This is a genomic window from Micromonospora sp. NPDC049107, assembly GCF_040648595.1.
Lineage (GTDB): Bacteria > Actinomycetota > Actinomycetes > Mycobacteriales > Micromonosporaceae > Micromonospora.
This window is the reverse complement of sequence record NZ_JBEZEC010000001.1, coordinates 596849-614982: the sequence shown is the minus strand read 5'-3', so window position 1 is coordinate 614982 and position 18134 is coordinate 596849. Positions and strand designations below refer to the sequence as shown.

15 protein-coding genes are annotated in these 18134 nt (G+C 70.6%); 7 read left to right on the top strand and 8 right to left on the bottom strand.

The window, feature by feature from the left end; all coding sequences use genetic code 11:
• Window positions 1–165: 165 nt before the first annotated feature.
• The 4 genes from AB0B55_RS02585 to AB0B55_RS02570 form a co-directional block, all read right to left on the bottom strand.
• On the bottom strand, window positions 166–1422 hold the full coding sequence (locus AB0B55_RS02585) for a cellulose binding domain-containing protein (protein ID WP_357118013.1): 1257 nt from the start codon (window positions 1420–1422) through the stop codon (window positions 166–168).
• A 35-nt stretch (window positions 1423–1457) separates the two neighbouring features.
• Window positions 1458–2954: a cellulose binding domain-containing protein gene (locus AB0B55_RS02580; RefSeq protein ID WP_357169733.1), complete on the bottom strand. Its 1497-nt coding sequence runs from the start codon at window positions 2952–2954 to the stop codon at window positions 1458–1460.
• Entirely contained in the window at window positions 2951–4012 is a 1062-nt protein-coding gene (locus AB0B55_RS02575; RefSeq protein ID WP_357118007.1) for a pectinesterase family protein, read from the bottom strand. The genes AB0B55_RS02580 and AB0B55_RS02575 overlap by 4 nt, the downstream gene beginning before the upstream one ends.
• 114 nt (window positions 4013–4126) lie before the next feature.
• Complete coding sequence (locus tag AB0B55_RS02570) at window positions 4127–5374, bottom strand: MFS transporter (protein ID WP_357118003.1); 1248 nt, start codon at window positions 5372–5374, stop codon at window positions 4127–4129.
• Between the two features lie 118 nt (window positions 5375–5492).
• Between AB0B55_RS02570 and AB0B55_RS02565 the strand changes: the two genes are divergently transcribed.
• From AB0B55_RS02565 to AB0B55_RS02540, 6 genes are all read left to right on the top strand, one after another.
• The gene (locus AB0B55_RS02565; protein ID WP_357169729.1) at window positions 5493–6431 is read left to right on the top strand and encodes a LysR family transcriptional regulator; all 939 of its coding nucleotides are present in this window, start codon (window positions 5493–5495) and stop codon (window positions 6429–6431) included.
• Window positions 6432–6683: 252 nt separating this feature from the next.
• Complete coding sequence (locus tag AB0B55_RS02560) at window positions 6684–7070, top strand: YciI family protein (protein ID WP_357117997.1); 387 nt, start codon at window positions 6684–6686, stop codon at window positions 7068–7070.
• Entirely contained in the window at window positions 7070–8296 is a 1227-nt protein-coding gene (locus AB0B55_RS02555) for a sigma-70 family RNA polymerase sigma factor (RefSeq protein ID WP_357117994.1), read from the top strand. Before AB0B55_RS02560 ends, AB0B55_RS02555 begins: the two co-directional genes overlap by 1 nt.
• A gap of 51 nt (window positions 8297–8347) precedes the next feature.
• Window positions 8348–9289 (top strand): PaaX family transcriptional regulator C-terminal domain-containing protein, encoded by a 942-nt coding sequence (locus AB0B55_RS02550; protein ID WP_357169725.1) that lies wholly within the window; start codon window positions 8348–8350, stop codon window positions 9287–9289.
• Window positions 9290–9488: 199 nt separating this feature from the next.
• Window positions 9489–10736, top strand: a complete 1248-nt coding sequence (locus AB0B55_RS02545) for a cellulose binding domain-containing protein (protein WP_357169722.1) — start codon at window positions 9489–9491, stop codon at window positions 10734–10736.
• Window positions 10737–10810: 74 nt separating this feature from the next.
• A complete protein-coding gene (locus AB0B55_RS02540; RefSeq protein ID WP_357170559.1) occupies window positions 10811–11464 on the top strand; it encodes a GNAT family N-acetyltransferase in 654 nt (217 codons plus the stop codon).
• Window positions 11465–11490: 26 nt separating this feature from the next.
• Here AB0B55_RS02540 and AB0B55_RS02535 read toward each other — a convergent pair whose 3' ends face one another.
• Window positions 11491–11973 (bottom strand): hypothetical protein, encoded by a 483-nt coding sequence (locus AB0B55_RS02535; RefSeq protein WP_357117983.1) that lies wholly within the window; start codon window positions 11971–11973, stop codon window positions 11491–11493.
• A 277-nt stretch (window positions 11974–12250) separates the two neighbouring features.
• Between AB0B55_RS02535 and AB0B55_RS02530 the strand changes: the two genes are divergently transcribed.
• Entirely contained in the window at window positions 12251–12625 is a 375-nt protein-coding gene (locus AB0B55_RS02530; protein WP_357169719.1) for a VOC family protein, read from the top strand.
• A 60-nt stretch (window positions 12626–12685) separates the two neighbouring features.
• Here the strand turns inward: AB0B55_RS02530 and AB0B55_RS02525 are convergent, their stop codons facing one another.
• Genes AB0B55_RS02525 through AB0B55_RS02515 form a run of 3 tightly spaced genes read right to left on the bottom strand, consistent with a single transcriptional unit; the run spans window position 12686 to window position 18112 of the window.
• The gene (locus AB0B55_RS02525) at window positions 12686–12976 is read right to left on the bottom strand and encodes a DUF1905 domain-containing protein (RefSeq protein WP_357169716.1); all 291 of its coding nucleotides are present in this window, start codon (window positions 12974–12976) and stop codon (window positions 12686–12688) included.
• Between the two features lie 58 nt (window positions 12977–13034).
• Window positions 13035–17702, bottom strand: a complete 4668-nt coding sequence (locus AB0B55_RS02520; protein ID WP_357169713.1) for a tetratricopeptide repeat protein — start codon at window positions 17700–17702, stop codon at window positions 13035–13037.
• A complete protein-coding gene (locus tag AB0B55_RS02515; protein ID WP_357117971.1) occupies window positions 17702–18112 on the bottom strand; it encodes a CU044_2847 family protein in 411 nt (136 codons plus the stop codon). Before AB0B55_RS02515 ends, AB0B55_RS02520 begins: the two co-directional genes overlap by 1 nt.
• Window positions 18113–18134 lie beyond the last annotated feature (22 nt).

Here is an 18134-nt window from a genome sequence, read left to right as displayed (position 1 = left end):
TCGACTGCGGTGTCGACCTGCTGCTTGGGCATCCTGCCCATCGTGAGGAATACCGCAACGCCGCCGGTCGTCGTCCGGGCCCGCCGCAGGCCGACCAGTTCTTATGAAACAGGCCCTAGGCGTGATCCGGCCACCGCTCCGGCCCGATCAGCAAAGCGGTGGCTGTCATCTCAGGTAGGCAGCGAGTGGGATGTTCTGCGCCCGCAGGGCGGTGGCGACCAGGCCGGCGATCTGTCTGGCCCCGGCGGTCTCGAAGTGGGTGTGGTCGTTGCAGAAGAACGCGCCCACCGCGCCCGTCGAGTAGTCACCGTTGTTCGGGCACAACCGGAGCGAGTTGTAGAGCGCCACGCTCCTGGCGTGCAGGTCGATGACCGGTACACCGTTGGCGGCGGCCGCGGCCGTCGTCTCGGTGACGAAACCGCGATTGCCGACGGCGGTGTTGCCGCTGCAGGTGATCGCCGCGACCGGGGTGACGAAGATCGGCTTCACCCCTCTGGCCTTGGCGGCCGTCGCCATCACGCCGAGCAGTTCCTTGAAGCGGTTGGCGCCGACGTGTCGCGGGCAGGCCGAGTCACCGTCGTTGATGCCGAACTGGATGATCAGGTAGTCCCCGGCCTTGAAGCCACTGCCGCTGTCCAGCATCGCCGACCATCGCGCGCTGTAGGCGGTCGAGCTGAGCGCGCACTCGCCGGCCGAGTTCTTGGTGGAGGTCACATTGCCCTCGTACAGCCAGGTCTGGATGCTGCGACCGCCGACGGCGCTGTTCTGCACGGTGACGTTCGACGTGAGGTAGGACGCGAACTGGCTGCCCCAGCCGATCGGACAGGAACTGGCGTTCATCATCGTGGAGTCGCCCGCCATCCACACCTTGGTCGGCGCGGGCGTCGGTGACGTGGAGGGGCTGGCCGGCGGCGTGCTCGGGCCGGTGCAGGGTGTCGGCGCCGGGGATGGCGTCGATGTCGGCGACGGCGCGGTGGGCGACGGCGTCGGCGCGGTGGGCGTCACTGCCGGTGGACCGGCACAGGTGGTGCCGTTGAACGAGAACGACGACGGCACCGGGTTGCTGCCGCTCCACGAGCCGGTGAAGCCGAAGTTGACCGACGCGCCGGTGCCGACGGCACCGTTGTAGCTCACGTTGGTGGCGGTGGCCGCCGAGCCGGTGACCGTGAGGGTGGCGTTCCACGCCTGCGTCACGCCCTGCCCGGGAGCGAAGCTCCACGCCAGGCTCCAACTGGTCACCGCGTCACCGAGGTTGGTGACGACGACATCCGCGCCGAACCCGCCGGTCCACTGGCTGGTGACCCGGTAGTCGACAGCGCACGCCGGGGTGGCGGCCTGGGCGGTGGCGATGCCGAGCCCACCGGCCACGACGGTCAGGACCGTTGCCGCCAGAACCACGAGACGCGATCGGCGAACCGTCATCGGTTTACTCCTGCCTCGATCGGAGGCGCTCGCCATCACGTGACGGCGGCGCACGGGGAGCCGTTGAGGGCGAAGCCGGTCGCTCCGCCGAGCGGGCTGTCGGTGATGAATCCGAAGCTGGTCGAACCGGCGGCCGGGATCACCGTGTTCCAGGCGACGTTCACCGCCGTGGCCGCGGCGCCGGACTGGGTGACCGTGGCATTCCAGGACTGCGTGATCCGCTGACTGCCCGGCAGCGACCAGGTCAGTGTCCACCCGTTGATTCCGACGGTGGAGGTGTTGTTGAGCGTCACGTCGAACTGGGCGCCCGTACCCCAGTCACCGGTCTTGCGGTAGGTGACCGCGCAGGCCGCGCCCGCGGAAGGCGTCGGCGCGGGCGTCGTCGGCGGCGGCGTGGTCGGCGCGGGCGTCGTGGGGGGCGGCGTGGTCGGCGCGGGCGTCGTGGGGGGCGGCGTGGTCGGCGCGGGCGTCGTCGGCGGCGGCGTCGTCGGGGCCGGGGTCGTGTTCAGTCGTGCGCTGAGGATCGGGGCCAGCCGGTCGGTGATGGCCTGGTGGCCGGCGTCGTTCGGGTGCACCGAGTCGCTCAGGCCCCCCGACGGCAGCCAGCCGGTGGTGTCCAGGTAGAACACGTTGGCGTCGCCCGCGGCGTTGCGCGCCCGCACCGCCGCCTCCGTCTCCGTCGCGTACCGACCGATGAACGTCCGCATGGCGAAGAGCTTGGCGTTCGGGAACCTGGCCCGGATCCTTGTCAGGAAGGTGGTGTACGCCGTCTGGAAGGCGGCCGCGCTCACGCCGTGGCTCTTGTCGTTGGTCCCCAGGTTGATCACCACGCCGTCGGCGGTGTAGCGGGAGAAGTCCCACGGGTCGGTGCCGACCTGGCCACCGGAGGACATCCAGTAGCGCGTCTCCTGCGCCCAGCACCCATCGGTAGTCTCGGCCAGACACATGCCACCGATCGCGATCTGCGTGTGGTCGTAGCCGAGCCGCTCACCGACCTTGAAGCCGTAGTCCGTCACGGCGAGTTGACTGCTCGTGGCCCCGGCGGTGATCGAGTCGCCGACGAACTCGACCAGCTTGGGGCGGGTCGGTGGCGCGAAGGTGCGCGCGCCGGAGTCGAGGATCAACCCCTGGAAGACCGCGTCACCGGTGTAGGAGCCGGCCACCTGCCGGTAGCTGACGATCAGCGTGTGACTGCCGGCCGCCAGCGCGGTCGGCGTCAGGTTGATCGTGCCGGAGCCGGTGAAGGAGGTGAACGCCCCACCGTCGATGCTCGCCCAGAGTTGGATGGTGTTGCGCTGCCGGAGCTTCACCGTTCTGCCGGTGAACCCGACGCGCAGGTACGCGCCGGCCCAGTAGGGCACGTAGGCCGAGGCGTTCGTCCTGTTCCACCGGCCGACGAAGCTGATGTTCGAGTCGGCCGGCGTGCCGTCGCCGGCCGCGGCCTGGGCGCTGAGCACCGGCAGGCCGGCGGCGAGCACCCCGGCGGCGACCGCGATGAGGGCCGCGCTACGCAGGGAACGGATCGTCGTCATCGGATCGGGTTCCAGCCGTCGGTACCCGCCAGGTAGGCGGTGGGTGTGTACTGGGTGGCGGTGGAGGCGCTCATCTGCGGCCGGTTGGCGTTGATGACGGCCCCGGGCCCGGTGCTGCCGTACTCGGCGAACCGGGCGTTCCGCCACGAGAAGCCGGACATGTCGGTCCACGGGTCGGTGCGGATGTGCGCGCCCATCGTGACGCCCCGGTAGAGGACCTGACCGCGGGCGTTCACGTCGCCGCTGGGGTGCCAGGGCCGGCCCAGGTAGACGGTCCTGGCGGGAGCGTTGCTGGTCAGGGTGGTTCCCCAGAACAGGAAGCCGAACTTGTTGTTGATGTCGGTGGCCGCGGCGGTGAGGTAGCCGTTGTTCGACGACGAGCCCCGCGTCAGCGAGTGCACGGTGCCGTTCTGGAAGACCATGGTGCCCCGCCCGAAGATGAAGTCGACGTCACCCTCCACGTAGGAGTTTCGGACGTAGAGACGCCGGACCGAGCTGACACTGGGCGCGTTGACCAGCAGGGTGTCCTGGTTGCCGAGAACGCGGACGTTGTCGAACTGCACCCGGTCGCCCGAGGTGTTGACAGCGACGGCCTGCTCGGCGTCGAGAGTGTTGGCGGCCTCGTCGAAGTCGTTCGACATGGTCAGGTTCCTGATCGTGGTGTCGTTGGCGTTGACGAAGACCGAGGCGCTGCCGGACGTGCCGTACGTACCGCCACCGGGCTTGGTCTGGCCGGAGGCATGCCCGTCGACGATCACCACCTGGGCGGCGGAACTGCCGGCGCCGACCAGGGTGAGGTAGGGCTTGTTGGCGGGAATGGTGACCACGCCCCGGTAGGTGCCGGGTTTGATGGTGATGGTGACCGGCACGCCGTTGTTCGCCGCGACACTGTCGATCGCCGCCTGCACGGTCGTGTAGGTGCCGCTGCCGTCGGCGGCCACGGTGATGGTCGTCGCGGACGCGGACGCGGACGCGGCCACCGGGACCGCGGTGGCGAGGGCGCACCCCGTCAGCACCGCCACCGTGCGCAGCCCAAGCACCCTGCCGGACGTGGTCATAAGCGTTCTCCGATCCCCGGGTCACTGCCGACGACCATGTCGACTGGCAGACGACGACGTTAAGTGAACGTTAACATCGACGTTCGGGAATATAAAGCGGATGTCCGCGGAAGGTCACCCGACCCGGACGTCGCGCCCGGACGTACTGGCCTCGGGGGCCACCGACGGTGTCCGGCTGGGCAGCAACAGCGGGGTGGCAAGCAGCAGGACTCCGGAGAGCGTGATCGCGGCGAGCGGGCTGGTGAGCGTGGCGAGAAGACCCCAGCCCACCATCAGGGCAGCCTGCAGGAGCTTGCCGACGGCACTCCACGTGCTGAGCACCCGCGCGGCGTGACCCGCGGGGACCCGGCGCAGGCGTTCGGTCGCGTAGATCGGATTGAAGACTCCCATGCACGTGATCAGCAGTCCCTCGACGACGATCACGGTGACGAGTCCGGGCACACCCGGCTGGACGAGGGCGAGACCGAGTGGGAAGACCGAACGCAGCCAGCCAAAGACGATCATGACTCGGTGTCGGCCGTGGCGGCTCACCAGGCGCGCGGAGAGGCGGGCGCCCAGCAGCCCACCGAGCGCCGGGATGCCGAAGGCGAGGCCGTACTGCCACGCCGGCAGGTGGTACTGGCCCAGCAGGAGCACGGCCAGCAGCGGCGCGGTGGCCATGATGAGGCCACCGACCAGAATCGAGTTGAGGAACAGCCCGCGCAGGACGCCGTCGCCGAGGATGAGCCTGCCCCCGTGCAGCAGGTCCGCGGGCCGCAGCCCCGCAGCGCGGCCACGAGGTGTGGCGACGTCGCCGCCCCGCACACGCAGGATCGCGAACGCGGACAGCAGGTAGCTGACGGCGTCGGCCAGGACGGTCACGACCGGACCGAGCAGCCCGGCGAGCGCGCCACCCAGGGGCGGCCCGGCCGCGGTCGCCACCCAGGCCGTGCCCTCGAACCGCCCGTTGGCCGCCAGCAGGTCCGCGCCACGCACCAGATGTTTCAGGTACGCCCCGGACGCGGCGGAGAAGGCGATGCCCGCAGTCCCCGAGATGATCGACACAACCAGCAGTTGACCGTACGACAGAAGCCCGAGGCCGTACGCGGCCGGGACGCTGACCATCGCGACGAAGCGGACGAGGTCCATCGTGATCATCACCGGTCGCTTCGCGCGGTGCTCGACCCATGGCCCGAGGGCAAAGGCCACCACCGCCGCGACCGCGAGACCGGCCGCCTCCAGCACCGCCACGGCGACCGCCGAAGAGTCCAGAACACGGACCGCGATCAGCGGAAACGCACCGAAGGCGAGCCAGGTGCCATACGTGCTGGCGGCGTACGCCGACCACAGCCAACCGAAATCGCGCCCCAACCGCCCCCGCATGCGACCCTCCCGAATCCACCGACATCCGGGGGCAGCACAACTCTCGCGCCCGCGCGGAAGCAAACAACTGGGATCCCGCGAGCCACAACCAGCAGTTGTGGATGGGCATAATAAGCCGGTGGATACCGAGGCGGTGCGGTCGTTCGTGCGGGCGGCCGAGTTCGGGCAGTTGCAGCACGCGGCCGACGAGCTGGGGGTGACGCAGCAGGCGATCTCCAAGCGGATCGCGGCGCTCGAACGCGCCCTCGCGGTCCGGTTGTTCACGCGTACCCCCCGAGGGGTCGAGCTGACACTCGACGGCCAGGCGTTCCTCCCGCACGCCCGGGGCATCGTCGCCGGGGTGGACCGCGCGGTCGCCGCGATCAGGCCCGGCTCGCGGGCCCTGCGGATCGACGTGCTCGGCCTGCGCTCCGCGCAGGCCGTGGTCCTGCACGACTACTGGCGCTCCCATCCGCAGACCGACCTCGACGTCGTGACACTGCGGGTCAACGACCCGCGCGAGGCGGTCGCCGCCATCCAGGCGGGCGACGTCGACGCCTCGTTCCGGTCCGTCACCGATCCGACGACGCTGCCGCGCGACGTGCGGATGGTCCACGCCTTCGACTCGGCGCTGGAACTGCTCGTCGGCCCACGGCACCCGCTCGCCGCCGCGCGCACGCTGACGCCGGCCCAGCTTCGGGGGCACCGGATCTGGGTGCCGGGCATCGCGCCACGCAGCGAGTGGGCGGACTTCTACGACCAGCTCACCGAGGCCTTCGACCTACGGATCGACGCCGCCGGGCCGAACTTCGGCAACGAGGTGCTCCTCGACGTCCTCGCCGAATCCCCCGACGTGGCGACCCTGGTCGGCGCGCGCGACAGGTACCTCTGGCCGGCGACGCACGACCTGCGCCGCATCCCGATCGCGCGCCCGACGCTCGCGTACCCGCTCTCGCTCCTCCTGCGCCGCGCGAACCCGCACCCGGGGCTACGCGCGGTGCTCGACCACTGCGCGGGGCTGACGCCGCTGCCCGCGCCGACCTGGCGTCCCTCCTGGGCGTTGGGTCCTGTTTCATAAGGGCGGTCGAGCCGAGCGGAGTCCGGGCGTCCATCCGGCGGCATTGCGGTGGCGCACGGGGACGCCGCCGACGAGGTCGAGCAGGGTCGCCGCCCGCGTCGACCACCCTGTGGCGGCCCGCTTCGCGGCATCGGCGCGAGTCCGCGCCGCACCCGTCGGAGAATTCTGTGCGACGGTGTCGATGCGCGGTCAGCTCGTTCGACGAAGAGGCGCGAGGGGCGAGCGGCGACCCCGCCGAAGGAGGAGAGGGCAATGGCGAAGTACATGCTGATCATGCGGGGCACCGACGAGTCGAACGCGGCCATGATGGCGTCGATCGACGAGGCGATGGCCGCGACCGGCCAGTTCATCGAGGAGATGCTGAAGGCCGGCGTCCTCCTCGCGGCCGAAGGACTGGACGATCCGGGCCAGGGCGTCGTGGTGGACTTCGGCGGCGACGCCCCGATGGTCACGGACGGCCCGTACGGCGAGACCAGGGAACTGTTCGGGGGCTACTTCCTGCTCGACGTCGACTCGAAGCGGGAGGCCGTCGAGTGGGCCACGCGCGTCCCGGCGGTCCGCGGGTCCAAGATCGAGGTCCGGCGGGTGGCGGAGGCCGACGAGGTCCCGCCGGGCAGCGGGAACGACGGCGAGATTTGATGGGTACGGCCGACGTCGAGGCCGTCTGGCGGGTCGAGTCGGCGCGGATCGTCGCCGCGCTGACCCGGTTCACCGGCGATCTCGGGCTGGCCGAGGACGCCGCCCAGGAGGCGGTGGCCGAGGCGCTGGTGTCGTGGCCGCGCGCGTCCCCGGCCAATCCGGCCGGCTGGCTGATGGCCACGGCCCGTCGACGGGCCATCGACACGATCCGCCGCCGGAGCGCGCTGCGCGAGCGGTACGCCCTCCTGGCGACCGACACGGCGGTCGGCTCGGCGCTGGACGAGGAGGTGGACCCCGACCGGATCGACGACGACATCCTCGCCCTGATGTTCGTCAGCTGCCACCCGGTGCTCTCCCCCGAGGCCCGGGTGGCGCTGACCCTGCGCGTGGTCGGTGGGCTGTCCAGCGAGGAGATCGCCCGCGCGTTCCTCGTGCCCGTGCCGACCGTGCAGGCCCGCATCACCCGCGCCAAGAAGACCATCGCGGCGGCCGGGGTGCCCTTCGAGCTACCGCCGTCCGGCGAGCGCCGGGCACGGCTGGGCGGCGTGCTGCACGTCCTGTACGCGATCTTCACCGAGGGGTCGACGGCCACGTCGGGCGACCACCTGCTGCGCCCGGACGTCGCGTACGAGGCGATCCGACTGGCCCGTGCGCTGGCGGCGCTCCAGCCCGACGAGGCGGAGGTGCATGGCCTGCTCGCGCTGTGCGAGCTGACGGCCGCGCGTTTCCCGGCCCGGGTCGGCCCGGACGGCACGCCGGTCCTGCTCGAGGATCAGGACCGACGGCGGTGGGACGCCGCCGCGATCGGCCGGGGGCTGGCCGCGCTGGCCAGGGCATCGACCGGTCGTCTCGGCCCCTACGGTCTACAGGCCGCTATCGCCGCCACCCACGCGTCGGCGCCGTCGGTGGAGGCGACCGACTGGACCCGGATCGTGCGGCTCTACGACGCGCTGAGCCGGGTCGCGCCGTCACCGGTCGTCGAACTCAACCGGGCCGTCGCCGTGGCCATGGCCTCCGGTCCGGCGCGGGCGCTGGCCATCGTGGACGAGCTGGTCACCGCCGGTCGGCTCCCCGGATCACATCTGGTCCCGACCGTACGCGGCGAGTTGCTGGCCCGGCTCGGTCGGCGGGCGGAGGCCCGCGCCGAGCTGGAGGCGGCGGCCGGGCTCTGCGCCAACCAGCGCGAACGATCGGTGCTGCTGCGCAGGGCGGCCGCGCTGACCTGACGGGCTGCACACCGCCCGGTGCGGCAATCTGGTCAGGTGAACGGTGATGACGTGCGAGCTCCCCGAGCGCAGACCGGGTCCAGCCCGCAACACCTGCTGGCGACGGTACTCGGCGAGTATCTCGACTCGGCGGACGCCGACCTGCCGTCGGCGGCGGTCATCGCGATCCTCGCGGAGTTCGGGGTCAGCCAGTCCAGTGCCCGTGCCGCCCTGTCCCGACTGGTCAAGCGGGGCCTGATCGCGATGAGGGCGAGCCGACGGCCCCCGGTCTACCACCTGACGCCCGAGGCGATCGCCCGGCATCGCGTGCGGATGCGGCACTTCCTGACGTTCGGTGCTCGGCCACCACACTGGACGGGCGACTGGGTGCTGGCCTCCTTCTCGATCCCGACTTCCGGGCAGGCGTCGCGGCACGCCGTACGCAGAACACTGGGCGCGCTACGTTTCGCGGGCCTGTACGACAGCGTGTGGATCCGGCCGGGATCGGACGCCGCGCCGGCGCAGGGGGCGCTGAGCGAGCTGCTGGACCACGTCGAGGGCGCCCGGTGGTCGGTGATGCACGTCCGGTTCGACGAGGAGTCCGGACCACACGGTCCGGCCGGCGCGTACGACCTGGCCGCTCTCGCGTCGGAGTACTCGCGCTTCATCCAGCGGTACGCGCCGCTGCGGGCGGCCGTACGTGACAACGAGGTGGACGCGGCGCGGGCGCTGGTGGCCCGGACCTCGGCCATGGACTCCTGGCGGCGGTTCGCCGACATCGACCCGGACCTGCCCGACCACCTGCTGCCGAAGCCGTGGCCCCGCCAGGAGGCCAGGGACACCTTCCTGGAGATCCACTGCGCGCTCGGCGCGCTCGCGCAGGCGCGGCTGGTCGAGGTGGCGACACCGCACTGGCCGGACGCCGCCGCGTGGATCACCCACTTCGAGGCCTCGGAGGACCTCCCGACGGCCGGGTCGGGTGGCATCGGGCCGGCACGCCGAAGCCGGCGTTGAGACCTCTCCAGACATTGACACTTTTCGTTGCGGCAGTGATAGTAACTGCACACCGCTCCCATCGGATCGCCTGTGGGGACCCCGCCGGGTGGTCGACACGTACCTATCGACCTGGCCCGTGGCCTGCGCTCGCCGCGCGAACGTACCGCCGCCACCGCCGCCGCGGGGAGCCCCACCGTGACATCCGTTGGAGGCGCGCATGAGAAGAAGATCGAAGATCTACGCGGGGTTGGCGGCCGCCGTGGTGCCGATCGCCTCGATGATCATTACGCTCGGCGCGACGCCGGCCGATGCCGCCGTGGGCGGTTCCGGCCCCTACCCCGCCGACTACGAGACCTCGGCCAGCCTGACCAACCACACCATCTTCCGGCCGCAGACGCTTCCGTCCGAGCGCCTGCCCATCTTCGTCTGGGGCAACGGCGGCTGCTCGGCCAACGGCCTCTCGCAGGGCAACTTCCTGCGCGAGATCGCCTCGCACGGCTTCCTCGCCATCGCCAACGGGGCCCCGAACGGCTCCGGCTCCACCAACTCCCAGATGCTCACCCAGTCCATCGACTGGGCCATCGCGGAGAACTCCCGGCAGGGCAGCAAATACTTCAACAAGATCGACACGACGAAGGTCGCGGTCGCGGGCTTCTCCTGCGGCGGGCTGGAGGCGTACGCCGTCTCCAACGACCCGCGCGTCACCACCACCGGGATCTTCAGCAGCGGCCTGCTCAACGACGCCGACGACTACCAGCTCAGGAGACTGACCAAGCCGATCGCCTACATCATCGGCGGGCCCAGCGACATCGCCTACCCGAACGCCATCGACGACTGGGGCAAGCTGCCGTCCACGCTGCCCGCCTTCATGGGCAACCTCAACGTCGGGCACGGCGGCACGTACGACCAGACCAACGGCGGCGAGTTCGGCCGCGTCGCGGTGCTCTACCTCAAGTGGCGGCTCAAGGGCGACACCACCGCCGGCGCCAACTTCGTCGGGCCCAACTGCGGCCTGTGCCGTACCCAGTGGACGGTCCAGCAGAAGAACCTGACGCTGGACGGCGACACGCCGCCGACCACGCCTCCACCGACCACGCCGCCGCCCACCACTCCGCCGCCCACGACTCCCCCGCCGACCACGCCGCCGCCGACCACGCCGCCGCCGACGGGCGCCGCCTGCACCGCGACCTACGCCGTGCAGGACCAGTGGAACGGCGGCTTCGTCGCCAACGTCACCGTCACCGCCGGAAGCACCGCCCTCAGCGGTTGGCGGGTCACCCTCAACCTGCCCAGTGGCGCCTCAATCACCTCGCTGTGGAACGGTGTCGCGACCGGTAGCAGCGGGACCGTCACCGTCGCGAACCAGAGCTACAATGGACGACTCGCCGCAGGCCAGAGCACCAGTTTTGGTTTCCAGGGCACCGGAAACGGCAGCGGCACCACCGCCAGCTGCACCGGAAGCTGAACCCGAACCACCTCGGCGGTCGGCGCGTGACGCGCCGGCCGCCGAGCGCGTTCCGCCGACCCAAGGAGACGACAATCGCCGAGAGTACGCTGGCCGTCATCCTGCGCGCCGCGGCGGACGGGCACTTCCCGCCGGCCGACGGCGGGACCACCGTCGTACCGCAGCCGTGCCACCGCGACGCCGGAGTCATCGCGTTCACCGCGCACTCCGTGGTGTTCACCAACGAAGACCCCGAATGGGTACGCCACACGCTGGCGGCCATCGACTGCGACGGCCTGGCGGCCACGATGAATCCGCGTTTCCTCGTCGCGCTGCTCGACCGCACCGGGCGCCGCACCGACACCATCGACCTGCTGACCGTCGCGAGTCCGCTAACCGGCCCGCCCCCGCTGCGGCTGACCGAAGTCCCGGACGCCGGTCACGCCCGCGCGGGCCGGGCACGTCGCCGTCGTGACGACGTCCGGGTCTGGGCCGCCGACGGCGGGGTGGTCGTGCTGGGCCGAGGCGTGGCGGGCCGCTGGGAGACGGCGATCGAGGTCGACGAGGACTGCCGCCACCGGGGCCTGGGGCGGGCGCTGGCCACGGCCGCCCGACATCTCGTACCCGATGGGCAACCGCTCTGGGCACAGCAGGCGGCCGGCAACGCCCGCAGCGTGCGCGCCTTCCAGGCGGCCGGGTTCCGCCCGGTCGGCGCGGAGGCGCTGCTGTTGGCGACGGCTGGGGCGTAGCTCAGGCCCAGAATGTGCTGGCGAGTTCAGGACGACCTCCACACCTGAAACGTCTGCTGGAGTCGCCACTCCCCGTCGGGCTGCCGCGCCTCGTTGCGCCAGCGGAACTCGTCGGCACCGATGTCGGAGAAGGTCCACCGCAGGTCACCGCCGTCGAGCACGATCTCGTCGCCGACCCGGGACGCCAGGAAGGTGTGTGTCCGCCGGCGGGCCGGGCCCACCCACGTCGAACGCCACACCCCCGCACCCGCCGACGGGTCGGGGAACCGCACGCTGACGCCGTGTTCGACGCCCGGCAGGATCCAGACGTCGGTGGTCGCCCGCCCGCCGAGCGCGTACCCGAAGTGCCACTCGCCACGACGGACGGTCGACGACCCGTCGGGTTCGTACTCGGTGCAGTCCAGCGTCCAGGAGCCCGCGAACTGCCCGAACAGGCTGAGGTCGACACCATCGGCCGGGCCGTCCGCGAGGAAGGCCGCGCCGACGACGCCGGAGAGATCGATCGCCATGCCGGAGACGATAGCCAAACGTCCGAGCTTCGCGTTCGCTTGGCGGTAGGTGGTGGTCACGCACGTGAGAAGGCATCGTGTTAGCCTCTTGATGCGCCCCAGATGGGCCTACCCCCGGAGGTTCTGGCTACTTCAGCCGCCATGCCGAGATCGACGCGTACGCGTCTCCCGCATGGGTCCGGGGCGTTCTCGCCTCCGGGGTCTGTCAAATCAGTACGGCTGCTGGACGCCGTGTGCTTCCGGTCGGGTCTTCGGATCGACCGAAAGACGGGTACTCGTGACGGTCACGTTCAACCACACCATCATCGCCTCGACGGACAAGCACGCGTCGGCGGCCTTCTACCGGGAACTGTTCGGACTCCCGGAGGCGCCCTCGTGGGGGCCGTTCGTCAATGTACTGCTGGACGAGGGGGTGCTGCTCCAGTTCGCCGAGCCGCCGGTGGACATCCAGATGCAGCACTACGCGTTCCTCGTCGACGACGAGCTCTTCGCGCGTAGCCTGGCGTACATCCAGGAACGAGGCGTCACGTACTGGGCCGACCCGCAGATGAAGCGGCCAGGTGAAGCGAACACCGAGCACGGCGGCCGAGGGGTCTACTTCAAGGACCCGGCAGGACACGCGATCGAACTCATCACGCGCCCGTACCTCTAGCAGCCCTCCTGGTCGGACGCTGTGGCTCAGCGTCCGACCAGGGCGGGTGGGCGAGCCGCCCTACCGCGGCCGGACAGCGAGGTGGATGTGCACGACGTCGTCGAGGGCAATGCCCTCCTTGTTGCGCACCGAGTCCCGCAGCGGAAGGACGTAGCCCCCGTCCCTCGGGAACAGCGAGGTGCGCCACCGGCTTCGCCCAAGCTGGACCTCGACCGGGATCATGCCCCAGCCGTAGGTGACGGCGGATGCCACCTGACGCACCATGTCGACGCACTCGGGTGGAATCGTTACGAAGTGGTACGGCGATGGCCCGCGCCACTCCCACACGGCATCCTCGAACTCGTACTCCACCACGGCATCAGATCACGCCGAACCCGTTGCCGTAGGGGCACGGCAAGACGGCGTGCCCCTACTCCTCGCCAACGACGGACCGCCCTGTGCCGTCTTCCTGCTCTGGACCTTCCGCCTGGTCCAGTAGTGCGATCAGCGTCCGCACCGATTGTTCGTCGAGGGCAGCGATGACGGCGCCGCGAAAATCGTGCTCGCCGAGCATCCTGCGGAGCTCACGGAGCCGGGCGAAATTGAAGCCGGCTTGGGGAACGCCGATCCCGAGCCGTATCGCGAGGGCCTGGCAGTGGAAGGTCACCGCCTCGCCAAATTCCCCCATTTCGGTACGCAGAGTCCCGAGCTGGCTGATTGAGGTGGCCATATCGGCCTGGTTGCTCAGCCCTTCGTTGATCGCCCGAGACTGCTGGTAACGGCGTTCGGCCTCACGGTAGTCACCCCGAAGCTGAGCGAGTACGCCCATCTGGTGATAACTGGCAGCCATACCAGACTGATTCCCCAGCTCCTCTTTGATCGCCAGGGACTGCTGGTAACGGTGTTCAGCCTCGCCGTAGTCACCCCGCTCCTGCGCGAGGATGCCCAGATGGTGGTAGTTGATAGCCATGCCGGACTGGTTGCCCAGCCCTTCGTTGATCGCCAGAGACTGCTGGTGACGGCGTTCGGCCTCACCGTAGTCACCCCGAAGCTGGGCGAGGGTTCCGAGCTGACCGTAGCTGGCGGCCATGCCGGCCTGGTTTCCCAGCTCCTCCTCGATGGTCAGGGACTGCTGGTAACGACGCTCCGCCTCGGCATAGTCACCCCGATACTGAGCGAGGATGCCGAGCTGGTGGTAACCGGTAGCCATGCCAGACCGATTCCCCAGCTCCTCCTTGATCGCCAGGGACTGCTGGTAACGACGCTCCGCCTCGCCGTAGTCACCCCGCCCCTGCGCGAGGATACCCAGCTGGTGGTAATTGGCAGCCATGCCGGACCGGTTGCCCAGCCCCTCGCTGATCGCCAGAGACTGCTGGTAACGGCGTTCGGCCTCACCGTAGTCACCCCGAAGCTGGGCGAGGGTTCCGAGCTGACCGTAGCTGGCGGCCACGCCGGACTGGTTTCCCAGCTCCTCCTCGATGGCCAGGGACTGCTGGTAACGACGCTCCGCCTCGGCATAGTCACCCCGATACTGAGCGAGGATGCCCATCTGGTGATAGCTGCTGGCCATGCCGGCCTGATTCCCCAGCGCCTCCTCAATGGCCAGGGACTGCTGGTAACGACGCTCCGCCTCGGCGTAGTCGCCGCGAAGCTGGGCGAGGATGCCGAGCTGCTGGTACCAGGCCGGCCGACGGGGTGAATTTTCAGGAAGCCAGCGCAGGGTGTCGTGGATGAGGCTGGCCTCTCGGTCCCAGGCCCCCCACTCGTCGAGTTGGCTGCAGATGTGCTCGGTGATGGTGCCGGCGGTTTCCAGATCGCCGGCGGCCAGCAGGTGGTGCCGGCTCTCGCCGAGATCGTGGAGGTCGTCGAGCCGATCTTGCGGCCATCTCCCCACGCGCCACTGCCAGTATGTCGCGGCGGCCCGGTGGGCGGCGGTGACCAGCCCGGGGCGGTGGTGCGGACCTTGGTCGCTGTTCCAGTGGCGATGCAGCTCGGCGGCGGTCCAGCGGTGCATCACGATCCGGCCGTCATCGACGATCGCTATCAGACTGGTAGTGGCGAGTTTCTGGGCCAGCCCGGCCATCCCCGGTGGTGCGGTGAACGGGGGCTGAGGCGGTCGGCGTGCCTGCTCAAGAAGCCGGACGAGACGTTCGGTGTCTACCGGGGTCAGCGGGCTGTCCTGCCCGATTGCCTCCGCCAGCCCGTTGAGATCGAGTGCATAACGCGACAGCAGGTCCGTGATCTCCGCGGCCGCCTCCGCCATGTCGCCGGGCTGCTGTTCGGCATCCGGCTTCGCGACGCCGACCTGGAAGAGCAGCCCGTTGACGTCGACGGGTTCGCGGTAGACGCTGATCCCGGCCAGCAGCCGGACCGCGCCCTCGATGGCGCCGAGGCGGGTCAGGTGCTCGGTCAGCAGGACATCGTCGGCGGCCAGCGTGACCGTGTCAGCCAGCGCTGCGTCCAAAGTGCGCTGTTGGGCCAGCCAGGCGGCCGTGCCGGCAGTACCGAGCCGTGTTTCGACGGCGTGGTGGAGGCGTCGGGTGATGTCGGCGAAGCGGCCCCGTCCGGCCGGGTCGCCGCCATTGCCGGGCAGCAGCGCGTCGAGGTACTCCAAGGCCCGAGGATGCCCACCGACGGTCTGCCAGATGCGCTGCACCGCGTCGATATCGGCGGCGTGCCGGTCCAGTCGGGGCAGCGACCACAGCAGCTTTCGGGTCTCGGCCAGGCTCAACGGCGGCACCTGGTAGTGATGCAGCCGTTCGGCGGCCGGAACGGGTAGCCCGAACCGGTAACGGCTGGTGATCAGCAGCCGGCTCCGGCCGGGGCTGGTCAGCCATGCGGCCAGCAGTCCCGCCAGCCCGGAATCCCCGACTGACCAGCCGCCGTCGATGCCGCTGTCACGGATCAGGTTGTCCTCGAAGTTGTCCAACACCACCAGGATCCTCACCCCGGCCAGAACCTGGTCGCGCAGCAGCGCGAACCGGTCCGACCAGGGCAGGTCGACCCGACCGGCCGTCTGCACCGCGACCATCGGCGGGCCGCTGAACTGTGTCCGCAGCACCAGTTCCCGGCGAGCCGCGTCGGCGAGCGCGGTCAACAGTCCGTCGACGGTGACCGGCCCGGTCACGGTGACCAGACGCCAGTCCGGCGAGGTGTCAAGCAGGCGGCGCACCACCTCGGCGGCCAGGGTGGTCTTCCCGACCCCACCGATGCCGTGCAGCAGCACAGCCGTACCGGTGCCGTCACTGAGGAGGCCGGGCAGAACGCGCTGGGCGGGTCGGCGACCGACGAACTGCCCGACGGGCCGGGCGAGGAGGCCGCCCAGGTCCGGCACGATCTCCGCGCGAGATTCGGCTGGTGCGGTGCCGTCCGCGACGGCCACCGAGGGTGTGGCGGCCAGCACGCTGACCACGCTCCACTCGTCCATGCCCCCGACCGCCTGGGTCAACGGGTCCGGACCGGTGGCCAGGTCTCGTTGCACGCGCCGACGGGCCTGCGCCACCGCCGCGACCACATCCGGCCGCGCCGATGCCGCCAGCTCGGCGTACACGGCGGCGAACAGCCTCGTGGCGTACACGTCGGTGACCGAGGTCTGCGTCGCGATCACCGCGCCCGCGCCCCGCCGGGCCAGCCTGGCGGCGAACGACCCCGCGCCGTCCTCGCCGTCGACATCGGTGTAGCAGGCCGCCAGTGAGATCACCCGCGGCATCCGGCCCTCCGGGATCGCCTCCGCTATCAGGGTTTCCGGGTCCACCGACCGCGGACGCCCCTGCTCGTCCTCCAGGTGCAGGACGCCCGGCGCACCGTGCGCGGACAGGTGCAGCACATGCGTGGTGTCCTCGGCGAGGACCGCACGGATGGCCGCCGTCGTGGCGAACGGCACGATCCGCACCACCGCCCGGCTGCGGTGCGCACCGTGCACCGCGTCCAGGACACTGCCCAACTCCCGCTCGTAATCCAGCAGCGGACCACTGCCGGCCTCCGGCGAGGCGATCGCCACCACGATCCGCAACGGCCCCGGCGCCGCAGCCGATCGGGAGCCGGCCGCATCCACCCTCCGATACACCGACACCAGCTCGTGCAGCACCACCGGACGGCCGGTCACCGGCTCCGGCAATGCCTCCCACGGCAGCCACCACCAGTCCGGCGCCTGCACCCCCACCCGCACCGGCACGTGCTCCCGCTGGGCACGGCGGATCACCCGGGCAAGCGCCTGCGCCACCGCGACCGGCAGAAATGATTCCGCCATCAGCTCGCCGGCGCGCCGCAACGACACCACGCCGGCGGCCTGGCCACCGGTCGCAAGGTCACGTACCACTGCACGTAGCCGAGCGCGTTCCCGGCGTACGTCGTGCAACGCGTTGGCCAGGCCAGCTGAGACACCACGATGCTCCGCGGTCACGTCCTGGCCACACCCCGACAGGCGCACCTCTGACTGCGACACCGTCAGCACCAGGTCCAGCAGACCATTGGCCGGCGTCGTCTCCTCGACGACGACCGACGCCACCCCTTCCAGCAGCGCGGACAGGTCTTCCACCCGCGACACCCACACGGCACCGGCCAGCCAGCCGTCCTGCGAGTTGTAGCGGCCGGAAACCACGCCGATCACCGCCCGGTCGGACGCCCGCAGCACCGGCGCACCACTCATGCCGGGCATCACCGCGTCCGCCTGTAGACGTGACCACAACACGCCGTCCCGCAGCGCCGGCCCGCGCCAGTGGCCTCCCGCGGTCAGCAGCTCGTACTCGTGCCCGTCGTCCTCGACCGTCGGGTAGCCGGCCGTCGTCACCGCCTCGTTGTCCCGCACCCCGTCCGAGACAACGAGGTGCGACGCCGACCCCGGAAGCGGCCGCTCGGCGCGCAGGACCGCCAGATCGTGCACCTCGTCGAAGCGTTCGACCGTCGCGTCCCATCCCGCACCGACGCCGACGGGCCCGACCCGCACCATGGATCCCACCGCCGCCGCGCCGATATCCACGAGAACGTGGTGGGCTGTGACCAGCACACCCCCCTCGACCTGGAAACAGGTGCCGGCAGGCGACGCGCCATCAGCAGCAACCCAGCCGAGAAAGTCGTAGCCGGCCACCCGCGCCGTCATTATGCGCCGTCCTGCGGCGCCTCAGTTTCGGTGTCCGCGTCGTCCGGGGCCGCTTCGCCTGGCCCGCGATGCACAGGGTCGGCACTCGCGCCATAGGTGATCTTCACCTTCAGCGATGCCTCACCCGCGGCGCCCGCAACGATCACGTCACCCTTGGCCGACACCTTCAGACCGAACTCGACCTCGACCGACTCCGGGCTACCGACCCGGCGCGTAACCCGGCCGACCGTGCGCGCCGTCGACACGGCGATCTCCTCCACCGCCGACTGCGCCCGCTCGAACGCGCCTGCCGCGTAGTCCACCGCCCGATCGACGCGTCCCGGTGTCGACGTCTGCTGAGAACCAGCCGCAGGCACGACCTCGACCAGCACCTCGACCGCACCCACCCGCACAGGAACCGTCTGCGCCACGGAAGACTCCTTCGCCGAGAAA